The organism is Nonomuraea sp. KM88, assembly GCF_052245635.1.
Taxonomy (GTDB): domain Bacteria; phylum Actinomycetota; class Actinomycetes; order Streptosporangiales; family Streptosporangiaceae; genus Nonomuraea.
In genome coordinates, this window is sequence record NZ_JBQQCC010000014.1 from 74,462 (window position 1) to 97,860 (window position 23,399).

General features: G+C 73.1%; 16 protein-coding genes. 10 read left to right on the top strand and 6 right to left on the bottom strand.

The annotated features are described in order from the left end of the window. Nucleotides 1-129 precede the first annotated feature (129 nt). Nucleotides 130-954, top strand: coding sequence for a PIG-L family deacetylase (locus ACTWPV_RS34400; protein WP_443154954.1), 825 nt, complete (start codon nucleotides 130-132; stop codon nucleotides 952-954). Nucleotides 955-1,099: 145 nt separating this feature from the next. Here ACTWPV_RS34400 and ACTWPV_RS34405 read toward each other — a convergent pair whose 3' ends face one another. Next, nucleotides 1,100-2,221, bottom strand: a complete 1,122-nt coding sequence (locus tag ACTWPV_RS34405; RefSeq protein ID WP_443154955.1) for a carbohydrate kinase family protein — start codon at nucleotides 2,219-2,221, stop codon at nucleotides 1,100-1,102. 148 nt (nucleotides 2,222-2,369) lie between these two features. Between ACTWPV_RS34405 and ACTWPV_RS34410 the strand changes: the two genes are divergently transcribed. The 4 genes from ACTWPV_RS34410 to ACTWPV_RS34425 are packed head-to-tail and all read left to right on the top strand — an operon-like array spanning nucleotide 2,370 to nucleotide 6,198. After that, a complete protein-coding gene (locus tag ACTWPV_RS34410) occupies nucleotides 2,370-3,353 on the top strand; it encodes a sugar ABC transporter substrate-binding protein (RefSeq protein WP_443154956.1) in 984 nt (327 codons plus the stop codon). An 11-nt stretch (nucleotides 3,354-3,364) separates the two neighbouring features. Next, on the top strand, nucleotides 3,365-4,327 hold the full coding sequence (locus ACTWPV_RS34415; RefSeq protein ID WP_347647461.1) for an ABC transporter permease: 963 nt from the start codon (nucleotides 3,365-3,367) through the stop codon (nucleotides 4,325-4,327). After that, complete coding sequence (locus ACTWPV_RS34420; RefSeq protein WP_347647460.1) at nucleotides 4,324-5,136, top strand: ATP-binding cassette domain-containing protein; 813 nt, start codon at nucleotides 4,324-4,326, stop codon at nucleotides 5,134-5,136. Before ACTWPV_RS34415 ends, ACTWPV_RS34420 begins: the two co-directional genes overlap by 4 nt. 51 nt (nucleotides 5,137-5,187) lie before the next feature. Then, on the top strand, nucleotides 5,188-6,198 hold the full coding sequence (locus tag ACTWPV_RS34425) for a LacI family DNA-binding transcriptional regulator (RefSeq protein WP_443154957.1): 1,011 nt from the start codon (nucleotides 5,188-5,190) through the stop codon (nucleotides 6,196-6,198). 101 nt (nucleotides 6,199-6,299) lie between these two features. On the opposite strand, the gene ACTWPV_RS34430 is transcribed toward ACTWPV_RS34425, so the two are convergent. Next, entirely contained in the window at nucleotides 6,300-9,710 is a 3,411-nt protein-coding gene (locus tag ACTWPV_RS34430) for a S8 family serine peptidase (RefSeq protein WP_443154958.1), read from the bottom strand. A gap of 142 nt (nucleotides 9,711-9,852) precedes the next feature. Here ACTWPV_RS34430 and ACTWPV_RS34435 point away from each other — a divergent pair, with 142 nt between their 5' ends. Further along, nucleotides 9,853-10,818, top strand: coding sequence for a helix-turn-helix transcriptional regulator (locus ACTWPV_RS34435; protein WP_347647457.1), 966 nt, complete (start codon nucleotides 9,853-9,855; stop codon nucleotides 10,816-10,818). Nucleotides 10,819-11,001: 183 nt separating this feature from the next. Beyond that, nucleotides 11,002-11,391, top strand: coding sequence for a hypothetical protein (locus tag ACTWPV_RS34440; protein ID WP_443154959.1), 390 nt, complete (start codon nucleotides 11,002-11,004; stop codon nucleotides 11,389-11,391). Nucleotides 11,392-11,552: 161 nt separating this feature from the next. Here the strand turns inward: ACTWPV_RS34440 and ACTWPV_RS34445 are convergent, their stop codons facing one another. The 4 genes from ACTWPV_RS34445 to ACTWPV_RS34460 form a co-directional block, all read right to left on the bottom strand. After that, entirely contained in the window at nucleotides 11,553-11,978 is a 426-nt protein-coding gene (locus ACTWPV_RS34445; protein ID WP_443154960.1) for an ATP-binding protein, read from the bottom strand. Between the two features lie 125 nt (nucleotides 11,979-12,103). Next, on the bottom strand, nucleotides 12,104-16,189 hold the full coding sequence (locus tag ACTWPV_RS34450; RefSeq protein ID WP_443154961.1) for a TIGR02680 family protein: 4,086 nt from the start codon (nucleotides 16,187-16,189) through the stop codon (nucleotides 12,104-12,106). Beyond that, entirely contained in the window at nucleotides 16,186-17,400 is a 1,215-nt protein-coding gene (locus ACTWPV_RS34455) for a TIGR02678 family protein (protein ID WP_443154962.1), read from the bottom strand. The genes ACTWPV_RS34450 and ACTWPV_RS34455 overlap by 4 nt, the downstream gene beginning before the upstream one ends. Next, complete coding sequence (locus ACTWPV_RS34460) at nucleotides 17,397-19,028, bottom strand: TIGR02677 family protein (RefSeq protein WP_443154963.1); 1,632 nt, start codon at nucleotides 19,026-19,028, stop codon at nucleotides 17,397-17,399. Before ACTWPV_RS34460 ends, ACTWPV_RS34455 begins: the two co-directional genes overlap by 4 nt. A 146-nt stretch (nucleotides 19,029-19,174) precedes the next feature. Between ACTWPV_RS34460 and ACTWPV_RS34465 the strand changes: the two genes are divergently transcribed. The 3 genes from ACTWPV_RS34465 (at nucleotide 19,175) to ACTWPV_RS34475 (ending at nucleotide 23,369) form a co-directional block, all read left to right on the top strand. Next, nucleotides 19,175-19,594, top strand: a complete 420-nt coding sequence (locus tag ACTWPV_RS34465) for an SRPBCC family protein (protein ID WP_443154964.1) — start codon at nucleotides 19,175-19,177, stop codon at nucleotides 19,592-19,594. Between the two features lie 197 nt (nucleotides 19,595-19,791). After that, entirely contained in the window at nucleotides 19,792-22,554 is a 2,763-nt protein-coding gene (locus ACTWPV_RS34470; protein ID WP_443154965.1) for a Na+/H+ antiporter subunit A, read from the top strand. Next, nucleotides 22,551-23,369, top strand: coding sequence for a Na(+)/H(+) antiporter subunit C (locus tag ACTWPV_RS34475; protein WP_443154966.1), 819 nt, complete (start codon nucleotides 22,551-22,553; stop codon nucleotides 23,367-23,369). The genes ACTWPV_RS34470 and ACTWPV_RS34475 overlap by 4 nt, the downstream gene beginning before the upstream one ends. The last annotated feature ends 30 nt before the right edge of the window (nucleotides 23,370-23,399 follow it).

The following is a 23,399-nucleotide window of genomic DNA, read 5'->3' on the forward strand; positions in this document are numbered from 1 at the left end:
GCGCCCGCGGCCGGCTGTGACGGGCGGCCGCCGGACGCGCCCCCGCGCCCGGACCCCGAGCGCCTTCGGCGGCCGGCGCAGGTCGCGGGCGGGCCGTAACTGTCGGAACCGGCCGCTAGTGTTCCGGTCATGGATCCGCAACTCACCCTGATGATCGTGCACGCCCACCCCGACGACGAGTGCCTGAGCACCGGCGGCATCCTTGCCCGCTACGCCGGCGAAGGCATCCGCACCGTCCTGGTCACCTGCACCAACGGCGAGCAGGGCGACGCCGAGGGTGGCGTCAAGCCGGGCGAGGCCGGGCACGACGACGCCGCGGTCGCCGAGCGGCGGCTCGCCGAGCTGCGCGAGTCGGTCACCCACCTGGGCGTCGACCATCTGGAGCTGCTCGGCTACCGCGACTCCGGCATGGACGGGTGGGAGGGCAACGGCCACGCCGACGCGTTCGCCAACGTGCCGGTCGAGGTGGCGGCCGCCAGGCTGGGCACCCTGATGGAGCACTACCGGCCGCAGGTCGTGGTGACCTACGACGAGACCGGCGGCGGCGGTTACGGCCACCCCGACCACGTCCAGACACACCGCGTCACGGTCGCGGCCACCGAGGCGACCGGCATCCCCGACAAGCTCTACTACACGGCCATGCCCCGAGCCGCGATGAGGAAGATGTTCGAGCTGCTGCGCGAGCACGGCGTGGAGCTGGGCTTCGAGCCCTCGGGCGACTTCGGCACCCCGGACGAGCGGGTCACCACCCTCATCGACGTCAGCCCCTATACCGAGCGCAAGCTCAAGGCGCTCAAGGCGCACGAGAGCCAGGGGCAGAGCATCTTCGTGCTGGACATGCCTGAGCACATCCAGCAGCAGGCGTTCTCCCAGGAGGCCTTCGAGCGCAAGCTGTGCAAGGTCGACGCCCCCGCCCACGAGGATGACCTCTTCGCCGGCCTGCGCCCCACGTGACCCCGGCCGCGGCCCACCACGTGACCCGTCCACCACGCGCCGCGCGGCTCCAACCGCCGTGCGCCGCCGTCCCGTGCCGGCCGGAGCCGGCCGGATCATGCCGGAGCGGGCGCCCCACGGTCCTGCCGGGTCGCTCGTTTCTGGGTCATCGCGGGGCCGGGGTGGTGAGGTGGTGCGACCAGGGAGGGTTGGCGCCTGCCACCGAGCAGGTCAGGGCCGCCACCCGGGTGGCGAAGCCGGCCGCCGCCACCGCCGTCGCGAGGTCCAGATCGTCGAGGCGCCCGCCCAGGTGGCCCTGGGCGTCCAGGGCGTGCAGCAGGCCGGCGGTGAAGGCGTCGCCGGCGCCGACCGTGTCCACCACGTCCACCTCCGGCGCCCGCACGCCGGCCCGCTCGCCGTCCACGGACACCAGCGCGCCCGCCGCGCCCCTGGTGACGACGATCAGGCGGGCGCCGGCGGCGTGCCAGGTGTCGCAGGCGCGCTCCATCGACGTGCCGGGCAGCAGGAAGTCCAGGTCGTCGTCGCTGAGCTTGAGGATGTCGGTCCACTCGCACCAGCGGGTGACCTGATAGTCGTCTCTGGTGGCGAAGCTGGGACGCGCGTTCGGGTCGATCGAGATCGTCGCATGCTCGGCCGCGGAGCTCGCGAACTCCTCGACCGCGTCCCGTCCCGGCTTCCCGACCAGCGCCATCGAGCCCGTGTGCAGGCACCTGAAGGGGCCCGCGCGGCGCGCGTCCAGCTCGTGCGGCCGCCACTGCCAGTCCGCCGCGCCGTCGGTGTAGAACGTGAAGGCCGCCCGCCCGTGCGGGTCGAGGGCGGCGACGGAGAGCGTGCTCGGCTCCTCGGCTTCGACGCACGCCGACAGGTCCACGCCGGAGGCGGTGAAGCGGTCGCGGAACATCTCGCCGAACACGTCACGCGAGAGGCGGCCCAGGAAGCGGGTGGGAGTGCCGAGCCTGGCCAGCGCCACCGCCGTGTTCGCCGGCCCTCCACCCGGGAGCACCCGCAGCGCCAGCCCTTCCGCCTCCTCGCCCGGGAGCACCTCACCACCGGCCGGCCGGCCGCTCTCCCTTGACGGCCCACCACCGGCCGGCCGGCCGCCCCCGCCCGACCGCCCGCCGGGTTGCGAGGCGCCGCCGGCCGGGGCGGGCGGGTCTCCGGCGGGTCGTGAAGGGTCGGCGGGCAGGGTGGGGGCGGGCCCGCCGGGCGCGGCCGGGTGGCGCGTGGCGAAGCTGTCGGCGACACACTCGCCCAGGACGGCGATCATCGGACCTGCCTCTCTGGCATGTTGCCGATTCGTTACGGCAGCAGGGCATTGACGTTTCCAGGATCGGAGTCCATCATCGCAGCACGGAAGATGTCAACGTTGACATATGTCAACGATGACATCGGATCCCCCCTGATAGGACAGCGCCATGAATGCAAAGCTATCGGCCGGCCTCCTCGTCACCGCGCTTCTCGTCACCGGCTGCGGCGGCAGCGGCGGGGGAAGCGACTCCGCCGCCCCCAAGGTAGGACTGATCACCAAGACCGAGACCAACCCGTTCTTCGTCAAGATGAAGGAGGGCGCGCAGAAGGCGGCCCAGGCCGGCGGCATGGAGCTCATGAGCGCGGCGGGGAAGTTCGACGGCGACAACGCCGCCCAGATCACCGCCATCGAGAACATGGTCGCCGCCGGCGTGAAGGGCATCCTCATCACCCCGAGCGACACCAAGGCCATCGTCCCGGCGATCAAGAAGGCGCGCGACGCGGGCGTGCTCGTCATCGCCCTCGACACCCCCACGGAGCCGCAGGAGGCCACCGACGCGCTGTTCGCCACCGACAACCTCAAGGCGGGCGAGCTGATCGGCCAGTACGCCAAGGCCGCGATGGCCGGCAAACCCGCCAAGATCGCCACTCTTGACCTCGCCCCCGGCATCACGGTCGGCAAGCTGCGGCACGACGGCTTCCTGAAGGGGTTCGGCATCCAGGAGGGCGACCCGTCGGTCGTCTGCTCCCAGGACACCAGGGGCGACCAGGCCAAGGGCCAGACCGCGATGGAGAACTGCCTGCAGAAGGCCCCCGACATCAACCTCGTCTACACCATCAACGAGCCCGCCGCGCTGGGCGCGTACACGGCGTTGAAGGCCAAGGGCCGCGAGAAGGAGGTGCTGATCGTCTCGGTGGACGGCGGCTGCACCGGCGTCAAGGCCGTGCAGTCCGGGCAGATCGCCGCGACCAGCCAGCAGTACCCGCTCAAGATGGCCGAGGACGGCGTCAAGGCGGTGGCCTCGTACGCGAAGGGCGGGCAGAAGCCCTCCGGCTACACCGACACCGGCGTCACCCTGATCACCGACAAGGCGGCCGACGGCGTCGAGGCCGAGGACACCGCCTTCGGCCTGGCGAACTGCTGGGGCTGATCGTGGCCGTGATGGAAGCGTCGCTGCCGCGCCGCCTGATCAGCACCCCCGTCGCGGGCCCGCTCGCCGCGCTCCTGCTGGCCTGCCTGTACTTCGGCCTGAACACCGACCAGTTCTTCTCCGGGACGAACTTCTCGCTGATCATCCAGCAGGTCATGGTGGTCGGCACGCTGGCCATCGGGCAGACCCTGATCATCCTCACCGCGGGCATCGACCTGGCCAACGGCGCGATCATGGCATTCGGCGGCATCGTGATGACGAAGCTGGCGGTGGACAGCGGCCTGCCCGCGCTGCTCGCGGTCGCCGCCGGGCTCGTGGTCTGCGCCGGGTTCGGGCTGGTCAACGGGCTGCTGGTGACGCGGATCTCGCTGCCGCCGTTCATCGTGACGCTCGGCATGCTGAACGTGGCGTTCGCGCTCACCCACATCTACTCCGGCGAGCAGACCGTCACGGACCTGCCGCCGCTGCTGACGTTCCTCGGGCAGACGTTCCAGGTCGGCCAGACGAACGTGACCTACGGCTCGCTGCTGACGATCCTGCTGTTCCTGCTGTTCGCGTACCTGCTGGGCTCGACCGCGTGGGGCCGGCACGTGTACGCGCTGGGCAACAACCCCGAGGTGGCCCGGCTGACCGGCATCAGGACGCGGCGGCTGACCGTGGGCGTCTACACGCTGGCCGGTTTCGTGTACGGCATCGCGGCCCTGCTGCTCGTCTCGCGTACCGGCGTGGGCGACCCGCAGGCCGGCCAGACCGACAACCTCGACAGCATCACGGCGGTCGTGCTCGGCGGCACCAGCCTGTTCGGCGGCCGGGGCATGGTGCTGGGCACCCTGGTCGGGGCCCTCATCGTCGGGGTGTTCAGGAACGGCCTGCAGCTGATGGGCGTACCGTCGATCTATCAGACGCTCATCACGGGCATCCTGGTGATCCTCGCCGTCGCCGTCGACCAGCTCTCCCGCAGGAGGACCCGATGACCACACCCGTGCTCCAGGCGCGCGGCCTGGTCAAGAAGTACGGCCATGTGACCGCGCTCGACGGCGCCGACTTCGACCTGATGCCCGGCGAGGTGCTCGCGGTCATCGGCGACAACGGCGCCGGCAAGACGAGCCTGATCAAGGCGCTGACGGGCGCGCTGCAGCCGGATTCCGGCGAGATCCGGCTCGACGGGAAGCCGGTGCGCTTCCGCGACCCGCTCGACGCCCGCAGGCACGGCATCGAGACCGTCTACCAGGACCTCGCGGTCGCGGCCTCCCTGGACATCGCGACGAACATGTTCCTGGGCAGGGAACTGCGGAAACCGGGCATCCTCGGCCGCGTCTTCCGGATGCTCGACAAGAAGCGTATGCGCGAGGAGTCGGCCAGGCACATGGCCGAGCTCAAGATCGGGCTGCGTTCGCTCACCCAGCCGGTCGAGTCGCTGTCGGGCGGGCAGCGGCAGGGCGTGGCCGTGGCGAGGGCGGTGGCGTGGGCCACGAACGTCGTGGTGATGGACGAGCCCACGGCGGCGCTCGGCGTCAAGGAGTCCGGCCAGGTGCTCGACCTGATCAGGCAGGTACGAGACCGCGGCACGCCGGTGGTGCTGATCAGCCACAACATGCCGCACGTGTTCGAGATCGCCGACCGCGTCCACATCCAGCGCCTCGGCCGCAGGGTCGCCGAGATCGTTCCGGGCGACCACAGCATGGCCGAGGTGGTCGCCATCATGACGGGCGCCATCCAGATGTCGGAGGGCAGGTCCGTGGTGACCGACAAGGACGCGGCGGAGGCGATCGGGCTGTCGTGATGCGTCCCCGTACTCCGCCTGCCGCTGAGACGGGCCACTAGCATGGGCGGGATGCGGCGTCCGACGATGACAGATGTGGCGCGCGAGGTCGGCGTCACCGCCAAGACCGTCTCGCGGGTGCTCAACGACGACGGCCCGGTCGCCGTCGAGACGCGTGAGCGCGTCATGGCGGCCGTCAGGAAGCTGGGCTACCAGCCCAACCTGATGGCCCGCAACATGCGGGTGGGCGCGCGTGACGCCGCGATCGGCCTGGTCATTCCCGAGATGGGCAACCCCTTCTTCGGCACGGTCGCGGGCGGCGTCGAGAGCGCCGTCCGGGCCCGCGGGCTGACGCTCATCGTCGGCTCGTCGAGCGAGACGGCCGCCCTGGAGCAGTCGCTGATCGCGACGTTCCTGGCCCGCAGGGTGAGTGCCCTCATGATCGTCCCCTCGGCCACCAGCGAGCACCGCCGGCTGCGCGGCGAGCGGCTGGCCGGGCTGCCCATCGTCTTCCTCGACCGCCCGGCGGTGGGCCTGACCGCCGACAGCGTGGTCAGCGCCAACCGGGAGGGCTCGCGGGCCGGCGTCGCGCATCTGATCGCGTACGGCCACCGCCGCATCGGCTTCGTGGGCGACCTGCCCGCCTCTCTCTACACCCGCCGCGAACGTTTCCAGGGCTACCGCGACGCGCTCGAGCGGGCGGGGCTGCCGTTCGACCGCTCCCTGGTGGAGACCGGGCACGACCAGGATGCCGCGGCCCAGGCCACCCTGCGGTTGCTTGCGCTGGGCGACCCGCCGACGGCGTTGTTCGCGGCCAACAACCTCGCCTCGATGGGCGCGGTGGTGGCGCTGGCCCGGGCGCGGCGCACCGACGTCGCGCTCGTCGGGTTCGACGACCTGCCGCTGGCCGAGGTCCTCGACCCGCCGCTGACGGTGGTGGCCCAGGATCCGGCCGGGATGGGGGCCGCGGCGGCGGAGCTGGTGTTGTCGCGCCTGGACGGCGACCGCTCCAAGGCCCGCAGGCAGGTGGTGCCCACCCGCCTGATCGTCCGGGGCTCCGGCGAGCTCGCTCCAGCCCCTTGACCGGTCGGCCCCTGGTTGACCGTCCGGTCCCGGGAGGGCGCGGGGACGTCTGGAGGGGCGAGCCGCTCCTCCCCCGCGCGGGCAGGAGCGGCTCGCCGGTCTCAGCGCCTGACCGTGAACCGCCCCGACAGCGGCCCGAGCTCGACGGTGTACGTGCCGTGCTCGCCGCGCCGCACGTCGAACGAGACCCGTTCGCTCCGATCGGGCCGCAGCGAGACGGTCCGCCGCTGGTCCTCCTGGCCGTTCACGTGCAGCACGGCCGCGTACTCGCCGGCCCGCTCGCCCACGTTCTTCACCCGGGCCCGCACCCGTACGCGCCCGGACCGGGAGTTCTCCGGGGTGATCTCCAGGTCGCTCAGCGCGAACAGCGGCTCGGGGCCGGGGGCCAGGTCGTGCACGAACACGTCGGAGCGGTGGTTGGTGTCGCCCTCGACGAGGTTGGCCGCGGAGCTCTCGAAGGTCACGAACCTGCCGTCGTCGCTGATCGACGGCAGGTCGGACCCGCCGTCGCCCTCGGCTCCCCTGGGCGCCACGGAGACCTTCCTGCTGGTGCCCGCCTCGACGTCACGCACGAACACGTCGTTCGACCTGTTCGTGTCACCTTCGACGATGTCGTCGGCGAGGCTGTAGAAGGCGACCAGGCGCCCGTCGGCGCTCAGTGACGGCGCGAACGACATGTTGGAGGCCTCGCCCCCGTCCTTGTTGGCCGACACCAGCCGGGACGTGCCGGTCGCCAGGTCCTGGACGTAGATCTGGCCGAGTCCGACACCGTTGGTGAAGGCCAGCGCGTTGCCGCCGGCGCTGAGCACCGGGGACCTGGTGTCGGTCTCCGGGTGCGGGGCCACGACCAGCTTGAGCGCGCCGGTCACGCGGTCGAGGACGAAGGCGTCCGTCCTGCCGTTGCCGTCGCCCGGCACGAGGCCGTCCGCGTCGCTCTGGAACGCCACGAACCGGCCGTCGGCGCTGATGGACGGCTCGCGGGACTGGTCGGCCGCCTGTGAGCCGTCCTGGGCGACGGAGATCCGCTCGGTGGTGCCCGCCTGCAGGTCGCGCAGGAACACGTCGGCGCGGCCGTTGGTGTCGCCGGGCACGAGGTTGGTCGCGTCGCTGACGAAGACCGCGAGCCGGCCGTCCGCCGAGAACGCGGGCGCGCCGGAGATCCCGTCACCCTGGACGCCGTCGGACGACACGGAGATCCGCTCCGTCGTCCCCTCCTGCCGGTCGTGCACGAAGGTGTCGGTCTGGCCGTTCGTGTCGCCGGGCACCAGATTGGCCGCCCCGCTGTTGAAGCCGACGTACCTCCCGTCGCGGTTGACCGTCGGCGAGAGCGAGAACGAGTCGCCCAGGCCGCCGCCGGTCGGCACCGAGACCCGCTCGGTCGTCCGGGTCCGCAGGTCGGTGGCGAAGATGTCCAGCTCGCCGTTGGTGTCCTCGTCGGTGACGAGGTTGGAGGCGAAGCTGGCGAACACCACGACGTTCCCGTCGCCGCTCACCTCCGGCCACCACGCCTCGTGGTTGCCCTGGCGGCCGTCGGGGCCGAGCGACACGCGCTCTGTGCCGGGCCGCCGCGGGAGGGTCAGGTCGGCGGTGTTCCTGCCCCTGCCGACGCTCGCCTCCACGGGCTCCGACCGCGAGATGCCGGCGGCGTTCGCCGAGACGCGGTAGCCGTCGCCGAAGGGAACGTCCTTGATGGTGTAGCGGCCGTTCCTGTCGGTCGTCGCCGACAGGTCGTCGGGCACGCCGAGCACCGTCACCGTGGCGCCGGGCACCGTCGAGTCGGTCGGCCCGTACACCACCCGGCCGGAGAGCGTCCCCCAGCGCGTCCGCTCCAGCTCGAAACGCTCGCCGGTGAGCCGGCCGGCCGGGACGCGTACGGTCTCGGTGCTGGTCTCGTAGCCGAACCTGGACAGCGTCAGCTCGTGCCTGCCCTCGGGCAGCCGCAGCTCGAAGCTCCCGTCCTCGCCGGTCTGGACGTTGCGCCCGTCCGCCCTGGCCACCTTCACCCCGGCCAGCGGCGCGCGGGTGCGCTCGTCGGTGACGACGCCGCGCACGCCGCTTTCGAGCGCGGCCTCCGCCACGGCGGCGTAGGCGTCGATCCGGCCGGCGCCGACGCGGGGGTTCGGGCGCGGGCCGTAACGGTCGTCGGAGACGGACGTGCCGGTCAGGATCTCCAGCGCGGCGTCCGCGGTCAGGCTGGGACGCGCCTCCATCATCAGGGCGACGGTGCCGGACACGTGCGGGGTGGCCATCGAGGTGCCGTTGAGCGCCCTGTATTCTCCGCCGGGCATGGACGACAGCACGTCGACGCCCGGCGCGGACAGGTCGGGCACGACGTACGAGTCCGGCCACTCCGGAGGCGCGGCGAACCAGTCGGTCTTCCTGACCACGCCGCCGCAGGAGAAGTCGGGCACGTCGTCGTTGACGTCGGTCGCGCCCACGGCCACGGACTCGTAGACGTTGCCCGGGCTGCTCGACTGGCCCGGCGAGCAGTCGTTGCCGATGGCGAAGGAGGGGAACGCGCCGGCGTAGGCGATGTTCCTGGCCGGCTGGATCATCTCGTCGGCATAGCCCTGGCCGCCCAGCGACATGCTGACGATGTCGGCCGGCTCGCCTGCCTTGGCGCCGTCGGCCGTGAACGGCGCGACCGCCCACTGCATGCCGGCGATCACCTGCGCGAAGGTGCCCTGGCCGCCGGGGATGACCAGGGCGCCCATCAGCGTGACGCCGGGCGCGACGCCGATCCGGGTGCCCGAGGCGTCCCCGCCCGCGATCGTGCCCGCCACGTGCGTGCCGTGGTAGCTGCTGTCGTGCGGCTGCGAGGCCACCGGCTTGCCGTCGGGGCCGAACTCGATCCAGCCGCCCGGGTGCTTCGGGTCCGAGGGGTCGGTGGTGGCGAGCTTGCCCTGGAGGTCGGGGTGGGTGATGTCGATGCCGGTGTCGAGCACGGCGACGCGCACGCCCTTGCCGGAGAGCCCGCGCTCGTCGCTCGCCCGGTCGGCGCCGATCTTGGCGATGCCCCACGTGGTGGCGCCGGCCGCCTTGGGGGTGGCGCCCTCCTCGGGCTCGGGCGCGGACAGCGTGAAGTTGGGGATGATGCGCTCGACCGTCTCGAGCTCCGCCAGGGCGTTCAGGGTGCCTTGCGTGGCCCGTACGAGGACCATGTTCTTCAGCCAGAAGGTGTTGACGACCTGGTCGCCGCGTGAGGTGACCAGCCGGACCACGGGATCCTGGGTGGCCTCGGCGCTCCTCGCCAGCGTGTCCCGCGCCTGGGCGCGGGACGCCGGCGCCGCCGCGGGGGTGTGCGGGGCACGCAGGACGACGGCCGCTTCGACGCGGGCACCGTCGCTCTTCAGCTGCGCGGTCAGCTTCTGGTCGATCTTCGGCACGGCCTCCGGCTCCGCGGTACGGATCTCCGCCGCGGCCGGGCCCGCCGCCAGGGTGCCGAGCAGGACGGCCGGTAACAAGGCGGTGAGCAGGCGTCGTCTGGCGGATCGGCGGGGGGATGGCGGCATGACGCTCCTTCGGTGCTGTGGCCACGGGGGCCGATGGTGCACCTGGAACGCTGACATGTAGCGATATTTCCTGACAAGATCGATTTGCGGCGAGTTTCCGTCATATGACGTAATTCCGACAGTCAACCGGAGGAGGAGCGGCATGCTCGAGGCCATCGGACTCAGCCCTCAGGACGAGGAGGTGTACGACGCCCTGGTCCGCCGGACGCAGGCGACGGTGACCGAGATCGTCGGAGACTGCCATCTGCCCGCCACGGCCGCGCGGCGCGTTCTGCAGTCGCTGGTGGGGCTCGGGCTCGCCACCCGCTCGGACGGCCGGCCCACCCGCTACGTCGCGGTCTCGCCCGACAGCAGCCTGGAGGCCATCCTGCGCGAGCGCGAACGCGAGCTGGACGGCGTGCGCGCGCACATCAGGTCGCTGGTGGACGTCTACCGTGCCGGTACCCGCTTCGCCCACCCCGGCGAGCTGATCGAGGTGATCTCGGGCCGCGACGAGGTCAACCACCGGTGGGTGCAGATGCAGCAGGACACGCGGGCGCAGGTGCGCGGGTTCGACCGGCCGCCGTACGCCGCTCGGCAGCAGCACAGGGAGTCGAACCCGATCGAGCTCAACCTGCTGCGACGTGGCGTGAAGTATCGCGTCATCTACGACACCAGCGTGCTGGATCTCCCCGGCTGGCTGGAGGACGTGACGGCCGGAATGCGACACGGGGAGCAGGCCAGGATCGCCGCCGGCCTGCCGATGAAGCTGGCCATCTCCGACGACCGGCTCGCCATCATCCCGCTGCTGCGGGCCGGCGACGACGCGGTCACGGCGTCGTACCTGATCCACCCGTCACCGTTGCTGGACGCCCTGGGGGCGTTGTTCGAGGCGCTGTGGGAGCGCAGCGTGCCCGTCCGGATGACGGCGGGGGACGGGGAGTTGTCCGGCGACGAGGAACGGCTGCTCACGCTCCTGGCGTCGGGCGCGACGGACCGCGCGGCCAGCCGGGCGCTGGGATGGAGCGAGCGCACGGTGCAGCGGCACATCACGAAGCTGATGCGGCGGCTGGGCGCGCGAACCCGCTTCCAGGTGGCGATGGAGGCGACCCGGCGCGGCTGGATCTGAACCTTCGCGTACGGTGCCATGCGACCTCGCCCACCGGCTCGACCGACCGCGCCAGGAGTGCCGCACCCGCGAGCGCCGGAAAGTGTGGATTGCACGCTAAGAACTGTGCATCACGAGCCGATGACCTCGACCGCCGCACCTGCGTAGCCTCCTACGGACACGGAGAGAGCGAGGAGCACCCTGATGGTTCACGTAAGGCTCGCGGCCGCCCTTGCGGCAGGTGTCGTGGTGGTACCGCTGATCGCCCTGCCTGCGCAGGCGGAAACGTCGCTCAAGTGGTGGTGCACCACGAACGTCGTGGGAACCCTGTGTGGCACGCGCGACGGCGACCGGCTGAAGGCCAAATACTATCCGCCGTCCGGACAGGACGGTGAGGGAATCTTCGGCATCCGCACGGGAAAGTCGAATTACAAGTACAAATACTCCAAGCTGAGGTATGTCAAGGTGGGAGAGCTCACCAAATTCACTTGGCGACATCAATGCAACACGTACTTCAAAGTCTCCTGGCACTCCAACAAGGGCACCGATCCCGAGGATCTTTCGACAGCGCAGTTCAAATGCTCGAAGTTCTAGCGAACCTGGTCTCGCTTTTCTCGAAGATGCGCCGGCGAAGCCGGCCGCCGGGCGCCGGAAACGCGGGAGGGCCGGCTCCCCGCGCAAGCCGGGAGCGCGTCAACGGTCGCGAGGTCCTGCGAGAGGATGATCCGCGTCTGACGGCGGCACCTGGAGAGAGGTCAGGCGCGCCGGCGCGGGTCAGTGACCGAGAACCACACGATCTTGCCGCCGTCGGCCGCCCGCACCCCCCAGTCGTCGGCGATCGCCGCGACGATCCGCAGGCCCCGGCCTGACGGCGCGTCGGGCCCCGGCGAGCGCGGGCGCGGCACGCCGTCGCCGGGGTCGAACACCTCACCGTAGACGCGGCCGCCGCGGTCCTCCAGCCGGAGCGCGTACGCCGACCCGCCGTACAGGACGGCGTTGGTGACGAGTTCGCTGACGATGACGAGGCAGTCGTCGATCAGGTCGTCGTGGCCCCATGCGGCCAGGTCCGCGCGGACCAGGGCGCGCGCCTCTCCGACGCCGGCCGGCACCGAGGGCAGCAGGTGCTCCGCCGTCCGGATCGGCGTCGCGGGCGGGGACCCGTGGCGGAGGGGCATGCGCATCACATCTCTCGGTTTTGGGAGCGCTCCCACACTACGGTAAGCTGTTTCCGCACGGATGGGAATCCGTGACGGCACACATTGTTGCGAATCCGTGTCCGGCCCGGACCTCGCTGGTGCGAGGACGGTCATTCGGCGGGCAGCGTACGGTAGCCGTTCCAGACGAACCGGGCCGTGGTCACCGCGTCGTCGCCGTCTCCCGTGATGAGCTGGTGGATCGCGATCCCGTCCAGTTCCCGATATTCGCACCACTCGTGGTCGGACGTGAGCACCAGGTCCAGCCCCAGGTCCACCAGCAGGTCGAACACCTGTCCCCGGTTGGTCCTGTCGACCCCCACGAACACCTCGTCGAGCAGGATGAAGCGCGGGCACCCCGGATCGGTCTGGTAGTGCGCGGCCACGGCGGCGAACAGCGGCAGGTGCAGGGCGATGGCCTTCTCCCCGCCGGACAGCGCCCCGTGCAGTTTCCTGGTCAGATCCTGCCAGCCCTGCCCGTCGCCCCGCTCGAGCCTGACCACGAAACGGTGCCAGGAGGTGTAGTCGAGCACCTTCATGAGCTGGTCCTCCCAGCTCGCCGACGAGTTGTCGGCCCGCGCCTCCTCCACGCGGTCCCTGAAGAAGACGTAGAGGGCCTCCTTGTCGGCCTCGCTCAACCCGGCGGGATCGCGCAGCAGCAGGTCGCGGGCGGCGCGGGTGCCGGGCGACTGGGCGGGATCGACCTGCCACACCAGCCGCACGGCCACCCGCGAGGCGGTGCGGACCCGTTCGAGGCGCTGGTTCATGCCCTCGACCAGCGCACCCGCCTGCCTGATGCGGTCGGCCAGGTGCCGGCGCGTGTCGCCGGCCAGCGTCCGGTCGAACAGGTCGCGCTCCGCCTCGGTGATGTCGGAGCGCCGCCCGTCGCGCTCCTTGCGCAGGGCCGCGCTGAGAGCCGCGGCACCCGCCCGCACCCCGCTGACGGTTGCGGTCAGCATCTGCACGTCGTCGTCGGGCGCCAGCTCCAGGTCGGCCCGGCCGGCGAGGACCTCCCTGGCGTGGTGGAAGGCGTCCTGCAGCCGTGCCTCGGCCTCCCTGACGTGCTTCTGCTCGTACGGCACGGCCGCCAGCTGCTCGGCGACGGTCCTGGCCGACTCCAGCACCGCCCTGGCCCCGGCGCCCGCGGGCGGCTCGGCCGTCACCCGCGCGTCCGCCGGCAGGTGCCCGGCCGCCAGCCGCCGGAACCGTTCGCACGCCTCGTCGCGCGTCCGCCCCGCCTCGGCGTGCTTCTCCTCCGCCGTGCCGAGCTCTCCCCTGAGCCGGCCGAGCCTGGCGTTGAGCCTGGCCAGGCTCTCGTTGACCGACTTGATGAGCCGGCGGCAGGCCTGGTAGGCGGCCTGGGTCTCCTGGAGTTGGTCGAGCATCTGATGGTGCTCGGCGCCGACGGCGGACTCGACGGCGGTCAGCTTCTCCGCCAGGACGACGGCGGTGGCCGCGGCCTGCTCGGCGCGTTCGACGGCCGCCACGGCCAGAGCCTGGTATTCGCGGGCGGTCTCGCGCGCGTGCCCGGCGCGTTCCCTGGCGGTGCGGGCGGCGGCGCGCCGGTCGTGCCAGACGGTGCCGGTCATCTCCGCGGCGCGCAGGGCCTCCTCCAGGTTGTCGAGCGCGGGCGCGCCCGTGGGCAGCGCGTGGCTCGCGGCCAGCTCGGTGAGCCGCCGCAGCGACGCGGCGACGTCCCGCTCGCGCTCGTGCAGGCGCTGCTCGCAGGCGTGGAGCCGGTCCTCGAGCAACGCGACGCCTCGTACCGCGCCGTCGAGCTCCTGGATCGCCTCGGCGTACGGTGTCCTGTCGGGCCTGCGCCGCAACTCGGCGGCGAGCGTGTCGCGGTCGCCCTCGACGACGGCGAGCAGGTGGTCGCACTCGGCGATCGTGCCCGCGAGCTCGCCGAGCCGGTCGTCCAGCTCGGCGACGCGGCGGCGCCTGGCCCGCTCGCGGGCGGTGGCGCCGATGTAGGAGGGCTCGGGCTTGACCCAGCGGCCCGCCGCGAGGCCGAGCCGCCAGGTGCCGTCGGCGCCGATGACCGCCGGATGGTCGACGCCGATCGCGCTGGGCGCGAACGCGATGCCGGACAGCACGGTGTCGGCGGGCACCGGCGAGTCCGCCTCCGTGAACAGCACGTGGGCGAGGCTGTAGCCGGGCGCGGGCCTGGCCAGCGAGGCCACGGCGAAGGCGTCGTGCTCGCCCGCGTCGAACCCGCCGTCGGGCAGCAGCCACAGGTCGAGCAGGCCGGCCGCTTCGAGCGCGGCCTCCACGCCCGCCTGGGCGACCGGGTCGAGCCCCGACCTGAACGCCACGGCCCGCCACAGCGGCGCGCCGGGGCGGCCCTGCCGGCTCGCGGTACGGGTGGGCGGGGCGGAGGGCGACAGGACGGTCTGGTCGTTGAGGCGCTCGCGCTCCTTGGTCAGATCGGCGCGCTCGGCGACCAGCCGGTCGCGCAGTCCCGTCAGGTGCTGCTCGCGGGCGGCGTGGCGGACGGCCGCCGCGGTGCGGGCGGCGCCGACCAGCTCGTCCGCCTGCTCGAACCGGTCGGCCAGGTCGGCCGCCTCGCCGGGGTCGAGCTTGAGCTGGGTGCAGCCGCCGGCCCACTCGGCCAGGGCCGTGGCCAGGTCACGGGCCCGCTCGTCGCGCAGGCGCTCGGCCTGCTCGTGGGCGGCCCTCGCGGCGGCGAGGTCATCCCTGGCGCCGTCGCGTTCCTGCTCGGCGGTGGAGCGGCGATCGATCGCCTCGTGGTGTTCCGCGGCACCCGCCCTGACCTCCCGGATCTGGGCGGCCCTGCTGGACACGGCGGCGCGCAGCAGCTCCCGCGCCCTGCGCACGTCCTCCTCGCCGTCCGGCCCGCCCGGCGGAGCGCCGGCCGCCTCGCCGTCAGGCCCCTCCTCGAGCTCCGCTCGGGCGTCGTGGGCGGCGGCGCGTGCGCTCTCCTCGTGGACGCCGAGCAGGCCGGCGCGTTCGGCCGCCCTGCGGGCCTCGCCCCTGGCGCGGCCGGCCAGCGCGGCGGCCGTGCGGGCGCCGTCCCGGGCCAGGGCGGCCAGCTCCTCCTTGGCGGAGGAGGCGCGGGCCGCCGCACCGGCCTGGTCACGCAGCCGGGCCGCCGACTCGTGCGCGGCCTGCGCCTCCGTACGCAGCCGGTGCAGCTCGCCACCGGCCTGGTACGCCTCGCTCTCCTTGAGCCCCTCGATCTGGGCGGCCAGCGCCAGCTCCTGCGACTCCTCCTCCGCCAGCCGCACGGTGGCGGCGTCCAGCTCGCCCTCGGCCTCCTCGAGCGCCTCCCGCTTGGCCCGGACCTCGGCCGCCAGCGCGTCCAGTGTCCGGCCGGCGGACGTCACGGCCGCGGCGGCGGCCCGCAGGACGCGCTGGGCGTACCCGCGCTGCCTGGCGGCCAGCCGGTCGGCCTCCTCCACGTCGCGGTCGAGCAGCCGCAGCTCCTCGCGCTGCCGGTCGAGCCGCTCGAAGCCCTCCGCGATCTCATGGATCTCGCCCTCGCCGAGCGGCGGCAGCGCGCTGGACAGCAGCTCCGACAGCAGTCCGGGGTCGAGGCGTTCGGACAGCTTGGGGGTGCGGAGCTGGCGCAGCGCGGTGAGCAACGAGTCGTAGCGCTGCTCGTTGAGTCCTCGGTAGAGGGTGCGGCGCACGACGGCGCGGTAGGCGTCGGCGGACTCGTGCACCGTGCCCGAGGCGCCGAGCTCCTCGGCGAGCTGGGCCTTGGTCAGCGGCTGGCCGCTCTCGCCGCTGAGCAGGATGCCGTCGGGGGCGCCGACGCGGGACTCGGTCGTGAAGTAGGCGGCGGTGACGTTCTTGGTGTGGACGGTGGCCTGCAGCCGGGCGCCGCAGGTGAACCAGCGTCCGCCGGAGTGCCGGAACTCGATCCACACGTAGCCGACCCGGGTGGCGCCGGCGGCGCCGTCGCCCATGAGGTTCCAGTGCATGGTGCGTTCTGTGCCGCCGAACGTCGACAGCCTGCTCGGCTTGAGGCTGGCGTCGAGCAGGTACGGCAGCAGCAGCTCGAGGACCTTGGACTTGCCGCTGCCGTTGGGCCCGCGCAGCAGCAGCCGCCCCCGGTGGAACTCGAAGACCTCGTCGTGGTAGCGCCACACGTTGAGGATCCCCGCGCGTACGGGAACCCAGCGGTCCTCCCCGGCCTGCGCGGTGCGCGAGGGCGTGAGCTCGGTGACTGTCATGCATCCTCCTGGACGGCCGTGCCGCGGTCGACCCGGTAGCGGGCCGCGGCGGGCAGCGCGGCGACCCGGTCACCCGTGCGGCGGGCCAGCCCGAACATCGTGAGCACCTCAAGGGCGTCGGCGGCCAGCCGCACCCCGCCACCGTCGGACTGGTACGCCTTCGCCCACTGCGGGAAGCGGCGCAGCAGCCCGCCCGCCTCGGCGTGGAGCCGCCGGGCGGTGATGGGCCCGGCCGAGACGAGCAGGTCGAGCAGCAGCAGGGCGGCCACCTTGGCGTGGCTGCCGTCGTCGGGGAACCGGGTGTCGGTGGCGGTGCCGTCGGGGTCGATGAGCAGGAACCCCTCGGCGCGCTCTTCGAGCACGAAGCCGGCCTCCTCGGCGGCGCGGCGCAGGATCCGGCGGCCGGTGAGCGAGGCGGCGTAGCCGGACTCGGCGGAGGTCAGGTCGGCGCGGTAGACGACGGGCTCGTCGAGCAGCCGGCGGATGAGCGAGTGGCGGGCCCTGAGCGTGCGCTGGGTCTCGGTCGGCTCGTCGGCGCCGTAGCGGGACTCGGCGACGAGCGCCGCGGTGAGCTCGGCGAGCGTGCCGGGGCGCGTCTCCCCGGCAGCGATCCTCGACGGCGGCACGGGCGCGGCGAGCAACCTGATCACGCGGGTGGTGTCGACCCGGTAGAGCACCTTGGCGTCCTCGTCGTCCAGGTAGGAGTCGGTCGCGCCGTCCATGACGGCGATCGCGCCGAGGTGTTCGAGCAGCTTGAGGGCGTCGACGAGGGCGGCCCGCTCGGCCGCCTTGACCGGGTCGAACACGGGCACGTCCGCCTCGACGGCGGCCGCCTGCACGACCCGCTGGGCGAGCATGCCGATCGTGGTGACCGGCGAGGTGAGCAGCTCGGCCGCGCACAGGCAGAACAGGGTGTAGCGGCGGCGGTCGAAGGGCGCCCTGGTGGCGCGGCGGCGGCGGGCGGGCCGGGTGGCGCTCGGCTCGGTCCTGACCTTGACCAGGCGGGCGTAACCCTGGCGCGGCTCCACGACCAGCCGCCAGCCGCAGAAGTAGTCGAACCACTGGATGAGCGGCTGGCGGCGTTTCCTGATCAGGTCGAAGGCGGCGGGGTCGCTCCGCCGGGACACCAGCGGCCGGCCGAGGAGGGTCCTGATCGCCCGCGCGATCTCCTCCTTCTCGGCCCTGACGAGCTGGTTGGCGAGGGTGCTCATGCGCCCACCCGGTGCTCACCGGCGGGCGCGGCGGCGCGGGAGTCGCCGGGCGCGCGTACGTCGATGAGGTAGTCGGGACCGCGGAACCACCCTTCGGAGGTGCGCAGCACCGCGACGGCTCCGTCGCCGGGCGTCCTGAGCACGATCTCGACCCGCCCGTCGGAGGTGACGGCCCGCCGGAGGCCGGTCGCGTCGGGGCGTTCGGCGAGGGCCCGGCCGAGCAGGTCGAGCAGCCGCCCGAACGCCTCGTGGTCCAGCTCCCCCAGCTGCGACAGCCGCATCGCGCCTGTGGTGGCCAGCGCCGCCCATGCGGTCTCCAGCTCGGCGCGCTCCTTCTCGGCCCGCGACCGGCGCCCGGCCCGCAGCTCGGCCACGTCGCGGACCCTGCCCGTGCGGCCCATCCGCTCGGTGCGGCCGCGCGAGCGCAGCAGCGCCGACACCTCCACGGGCTCGGCCTCCGCCCAGGGAACCCCCGAGGGGATCAGCTCGGCGTCGGGGTGCCCGAGGTGCGCGTGCCGGGCGGAGCCGAGCCCGAACGCCGCGTCCCACAGCCGGTGCGCGTCGTGCTCGGCGGGCGCGGTGGCGAACCAGCGGGCCAGCGTGCGGAAGTCGGCGGCGGCGCTGGAGGAGCGGCGGCGGGAGTCGGTGATCCGGTCGAGCACCTGCAACAGCGCCACGATCGCCTGCCTGGCCACGTCGTGCAGCTGCCGCACCCGCGGCACGACCCGCTCCCCGGCCCCGCGGTCGGCGCTGCGGTCGGCGCTGCGGTCGGCCCTGCTGTCGGCGCTGTCGGCGGCGCCGTCGTGGTGGGCGAACCACGACCGCAGCCCGTCCCACCTGGCCGCCCGCTCCGCCAGCCACGGGGTGGCGTGGTCGGCGCCGGGCGTCCTCGGCAGGTCGGCGCCGTCGAGCGCCCGTGCGTGCAGCACGCCGACTCCGTGCTCCTCGACCTTCTCCAGGGCGGCGGCGACGGCATCGCCACGCTGCTCCAGGTGGGTGGCGAACTCCTGCAGATAGGTCACCATGGCGGACTTGACCTCGTGGAACGTGGCGAGATCGGCGCCTTCGAGGCGCAGCAGCCGCTGCAGGTCGCCGTTGAACCGCCTGGTGCCGGCGCGCAGCCCGTCGAGATGCCCCTCCAGCTCCCGCAGGCCGGTGAAGATGCGCCGATTGTGCCCCGGATCGGGGTCGCGCAGCAGGATGTCCAGCTCCCCCAGCCGCTCGGCGATGGCGTCGAGCACCGCGGTCTGCAAGGCGCCTGCCGAGCCCAGCGTCGCCATCGCGTGCCGCAGCCCGGCGAGCGCCGCCTCCCCGCGCCTGGTCAGCGCATAGTGCAGGTTCCTGCGCTCGTACTCCTCGGCGGTGGCGAAACCGCCGGCGTGGTTGAAGATCACGTCGAGCAGCCCCCAGCCGGCCAGCTGCTTGAGCGTGCCGGACAGGTCGTGGTCGGCGACCGGGGCGTACCATCCGACCGATCGCAGCCGCTCGCGCACCTCTTCCGAGGTCAGCGCCGTCTCGAGCCGTTCGGCGGCCTCGCCGAAGGCGCAGAGGACGGCGGTGTGCAGGTCGGCCCGCTCGGTGGTGGTGAACCGGAACATCTCCGGCGGCACCCGTGGCAACTCCGCCATCGCCCCGCTCCCCTCCCCGCGACACACCCGCACGACTCGAGCCGACAGCAAAGGTAGCGGCAGGACCCGGCGGACCGGCGGCTGTTTGCCCGCACATCACACGGGTACGGCGGGAGCATTGACCGGGGAGTGTGCCGGGGGGTGTCATGGCGGAGTTCGAGGCGACGCGCGGCATGCCGGCCGACAGCATGATCGTGTACGGCGTCGCGTCCGACGTGGAGATCATGGACAGGTGGCTGCCGCAGGGCCTGACGGTGACCGGCAGCGGCCCCGGCACCGTGGAGGCGGGCGGCGACCTGGTGCCCGGCCCAGGCCCGCACGAAGGGTTGTTCCGGGCCTCGGACGAGCAGCTGCGTGTGGAGTGGGGCGGGCGCGACCATCCCCGCTACGCCGGCTGGCTGCAGGTCTCCGACGCGGCGAGCGGCGCGAGCGAGGTGACCGTGCACATCTCGCTGCTCGACGAGCCCGGCTCGGGGGCCCATGCCGACGAGGTGCGCGAGCTGCTCGACCGGTCACTCGGCCAGCTGGCCGACGAGGTGCGCCGGCGCGTCGACGACGCCGGCTGAACGCGCTGACGGCTACTGTCGCCGGCAGGCGTACGGCGTCCCGGTGCTCGGAGGCGCCGCAGCGTTGACGGCGCCGTCCCACCCCCGGGTGTGGGAGTGGTGAGGTTCGGGTCAACCCCGGCCGTGCCTGCGCGGCGGCGGGGGCACGGCGGGAGAGATTGGGCGGACGTAACCGGAATTTCCCGCCCGAGGAGCCCATGGAGCTGCTGCTGGTCCTCCACGCGGTGGCGGCGATCTGCGCCCCCTGGCTGGCCGCCCGCATGGGACGCGCCTCCTTCACCGTGCTGGCCGTGCCGCCGGCCGCCGCCTTCGTCTACACGCTCTGGGTCGCGGTGCGGGGGCTGCCCGCGCGGGAGGCCACCACGTGGTCGCCGGTGATGCAGCTGGAGCTGGACTTCCGCGCCGACCCGCTGGCCGTGGTGATGATGGCGCTGGTGACGGGCGTCGGCGTGCTGGTGCTGGGTTACAGCGCCGCGTACCTGCCGGCGGACGACGACGGGCTCGGCCGCTACGGCGGCGTGATGGTGGCCTTCGCCGGGTCGATGCTGGGGCTGGTGACGGCCGACAACCTGCTCCTGCTGTACGTGTTCTGGGAGCTGACCACCGTCTTCTCGTACCTGCTGATCGGCTACGACCCGGTGAGCCGGGCGAGCAGGCAGGCGGCGATGAAGGCGCTGACGATCACCACGTTCGGCGGGCTGTGCATGCTGGCGGGGTTCGTGCTGATCGGTCAGGCCGCGGGCACGTACCGGGTGTCGTCGATCGCGGCCGATCCCCCGGCGGCCGGGCCGGTCGCGCTGGTGCTGGTGCTGACGGGGGCGCTGGCCAAGTCGGCGATCTTCCCGTTCAGCACGTGGCTGCCCGCCGCGATGGCCGCGCCCACGCCTGTGTCGGCGTACCTGCACGCGGCGGCCATGGTGAAGGCGGGCGTGTACCTGGTGGCCAGGCTCGGCCCGGCGTTCGGCGACGTGGCGCTGTGGCGGGCGGTGGCCGTGCCACTCGGGCTGGTCACGATGGTGCTCGGTGGCTGGCGGGCGCTGCGCGAGACGGATCTCAAGCGGCTGCTGGCCTACGGCACGGTCAGCCAGCTGGGCTTCCTCGTGGCGCTCTTCGGCGCGGGAACGCGGGCGACCGCGCTGGCCGGGGTCGCCATGCTGGTGGCGCACGCGCTGTTCAAGGCGGCCCTGTTCCTCGTGGTGGGCATCGTCGACCACGCGGCGGGCAGCCGCGAGACGGGCGAGCTCAGCGGGGTGGGCCGGGCGATGCCCTGGGTGTGCGCGGCGGCGGTGCTCGCGGGGGCGTCGATGGCGGGTCTGCCGCCGCTGGCCGGGTTCGCCGCCAAGGAGGCGGCGCTGGAGGCGCTGCTGGACGCGCCGTTCGCGCTGGCGGGCGTGGTGGCCGGGTCGGCGCTGACGGCGGCGTACACGCTGCGCTTCCTGTGGGGGGCGTTCGCCGCCAAGCCGGGCGTGCCGGCGCGGCCGGTGCACCGCGTGCCCGCGGCCATGTTCGTCCCCACCGCGCTGCTGTCGGTGCTGGGGCTGGCGCTGGCGCCGGCGGCCTCCTGGTACGCGAGCGCGATGTCGGCCTACACGGAGGCCTTCCGCGATCCCGGCCACGAGACCCACCTGGTGGTGTGGAGCGGGTTCGGCCTGCCGCTGCTGCTGTCGGCCGCGGCGCTGGCGGCCGGCGTGCTGCTGTTCGCGGCCAGGGAGCCGGTGGCCAGGGCGAGGGCGGTGCTGCCCGCGCTGGACTCCAGCCAGGTCTTCTGGATCATCCTGCGTGGGCTCGACCGCTTCGCCATCCAGCTGACCGGCTTCGTGCAGCGCGGCTCGGTGCCCGACTACCTGATGCTCACCATGCTGGCCACGGTCGGCGTCGGCGTGTTCTCCCTCGCCTACGGAGGCGCGCCGCGCCTGGACGTGCCGGTCGTCGCCTGGCAGCGGACGGAGCAGCCCGTCATCACCGCGCTGGTCGCGGCGACGGCCGTGCTGGCGCTGCTCGCCCGCGCCTCCATCTTCCTGGCCGTCGTCGTCGGCATGCTGGGGTACGGGACCGCGCTGCTGTTCCTCGTGCACGGTTCGCCCGACCTGGCGCTCACCCAGTTCCTGGCCGAGACGCTGCTCCTGGTGGTCTTCGCCCTGGTGCTGCGGCGGCTGCCGATCGACCCGGGCAGGGGGCGGCTGCCGTTCCCGGTCAGGATCGGGCTCGGGCTGGCCGTGGGGGTGGTCCTCTCCGGCGCGGGCATGCTGGCGAGCAGCGCGCGCGACGTCGTGCCGGTCGGCGCGCACATGGCGATGGCGGCCGGCGAGGCGGGCGCGCGCAACGTCGTCACCGCGCTGATCGTCGACATCCGCGCCTGGGACACCCTGGGCGAGAGCACGGTGCTCGTCGTGCTGACCCTGGGCCTGACGAGCCTGGTGTTCCTGCGGCGCAGGTCGTACCGGATCGAGCCGGTGGAGGCGGAGCATCCGCCGGCGGAGCCGCACTGGCTGGCCTCCACGCTTCCGCGCGGGCAGCGGGTGCTGGCGTTCGACGTGGTGGCCAGGCTGACGTTCCACACGGTGCTGCTGCTCTCGGTGTTCCTGCTGTTCGTCGGGCACAGCGGGGTCGGCGGCGGGTTCGCCGGCGGCATCGTGGCCGGGCTGGCGATCGCCGTGCGCTACCTGGCCGGCGGGCGGAACGAGCTGGCCGTGGCGGTGCCGGTGCACGCGGGCGTGCTGATGGGCGCCGGGCTGACGCTGTCGGCGGGCACGGCGCTGATCGGGCTGCTGTTCGGCTCGGCGGCGCTGGACATGCTGGCCACGGACGTGAGCGTGCCGCTCGTCGGGCACGTGCACCTGTCCACCGGGCTGCTGTTCGACCTCGGCATATACCTGTCGGTGATCGGCATGGTGCAGGACGTGCTGCGCGGCCTGGGCGCCGAGCTGGACCGGCAGATCGACGCCGAGGAGGGCGCGTGACCGTCTCCCTGGCGCCGTTCCTGGCCTGCCTCGTGATGATCACGACGGGCGTGACGCTGCTGCTGGAGCGGAGCCTGGTACGCGCGCTCGCCGGCGTCATCGTCCTCGGCAACGGCGTGAACCTGCTGATCGTCACGGCGGGGAGCAGCGCCGGCGGCCCGCCCATCCTGGGGTTCACGCCGCCCGCCAGGATGGCCGATCCGCTGCCGCAGGCGATGGTGCTCACCGCCATCGTGATCACCATGGGCGTGACGGCGTTCCTGCTGGCCATGGTGCACAGGACGTGGCAGCTGACGGGGTCCGACGAGGTGCAGGACGACACCGAGGACCGGCGCGTACGGCTGCGCTCGCGGCGGGGCGAGCTGGGCGACGCGGTGCGCCGCAGGGTGGACGACTACCGCCGGCTGGTCGTGCGGCAGCGGGCCGAGCTGGCGAACCTGCAGACCGAGCAGGCCGAACGGGAGCGGCTGCAGGAGGCCGACCTGGAGCAGCGCCTGGCCCGGGTGTACGAGGAGCTCGAGGAGTGGATGCGCCTGGGACGGGAGCAGGGACTGTCGGAGGAGGATCTGCACCGGCGCTTCGAGGAGGCCGGGCTGCGGGAGGAGGCGCGGGCGGAGGACAACCTCGCACGCATCGAGGAGTTGCGTGACGAGCACGTCCGCCGGCGGGCGGCCCAGGCGGCCGAGGTGAAGGAACTGCGCAGGAGGTTGCGGGTGCGGCAGCGCGAGGCGCGCAGGCAGATGCGGGCGGCCATCAGGGAGGAGCGCGAGCGCCAGGCCCTCGCGCAGGACCCCGACCTGGAGGGGGACGACTGATGGACCGCCGCTTCGACGCGGAAGAGGGCT

Bases quoted from the DNA above. Each gene is read 5' to 3' on its own strand.
- ACTWPV_RS34470 (WP_443154965.1), top strand. From the start codon at position 19,792: ATGGAGCTGCTGCTGGTCCTCCACGCGGTGGCGGCGATCTGCGCCCCC.
- ACTWPV_RS34430 (WP_443154958.1), bottom strand. From the start codon at position 9,710: ATGCCGCCATCCCCCCGCCGATCCGCCAGACGACGCCTGCTCACCGCC.
- ACTWPV_RS34450 (WP_443154961.1), bottom strand. From the start codon at position 16,189: ATGACAGTCACCGAGCTCACGCCCTCGCGCACCGCGCAGGCCGGGGAG.
- ACTWPV_RS34445 (WP_443154960.1), bottom strand. From the start codon at position 11,978: ATGCGCATGCCCCTCCGCCACGGGTCCCCGCCCGCGACGCCGATCCGG.
- ACTWPV_RS34420 (WP_347647460.1), top strand. From the start codon at position 4,324: ATGACCACACCCGTGCTCCAGGCGCGCGGCCTGGTCAAGAAGTACGGC.
- ACTWPV_RS34440 (WP_443154959.1), top strand. From the start codon at position 11,002: ATGGTTCACGTAAGGCTCGCGGCCGCCCTTGCGGCAGGTGTCGTGGTG.
- ACTWPV_RS34410 (WP_443154956.1), top strand. From the start codon at position 2,370: ATGAATGCAAAGCTATCGGCCGGCCTCCTCGTCACCGCGCTTCTCGTC.
- ACTWPV_RS34400 (WP_443154954.1), top strand. From the start codon at position 130: ATGGATCCGCAACTCACCCTGATGATCGTGCACGCCCACCCCGACGAC.
- ACTWPV_RS34425 (WP_443154957.1), top strand. From the start codon at position 5,188: ATGCGGCGTCCGACGATGACAGATGTGGCGCGCGAGGTCGGCGTCACC.
- ACTWPV_RS34465 (WP_443154964.1), top strand. From the start codon at position 19,175: ATGGCGGAGTTCGAGGCGACGCGCGGCATGCCGGCCGACAGCATGATC.
- ACTWPV_RS34415 (WP_347647461.1), top strand. From the start codon at position 3,365: ATGGAAGCGTCGCTGCCGCGCCGCCTGATCAGCACCCCCGTCGCGGGC.
- ACTWPV_RS34405 (WP_443154955.1), bottom strand. From the start codon at position 2,221: ATGATCGCCGTCCTGGGCGAGTGTGTCGCCGACAGCTTCGCCACGCGC.
- ACTWPV_RS34460 (WP_443154963.1), bottom strand. From the start codon at position 19,028: ATGGCGGAGTTGCCACGGGTGCCGCCGGAGATGTTCCGGTTCACCACC.
- ACTWPV_RS34455 (WP_443154962.1), bottom strand. From the start codon at position 17,400: ATGAGCACCCTCGCCAACCAGCTCGTCAGGGCCGAGAAGGAGGAGATC.
- ACTWPV_RS34435 (WP_347647457.1), top strand. From the start codon at position 9,853: ATGCTCGAGGCCATCGGACTCAGCCCTCAGGACGAGGAGGTGTACGAC.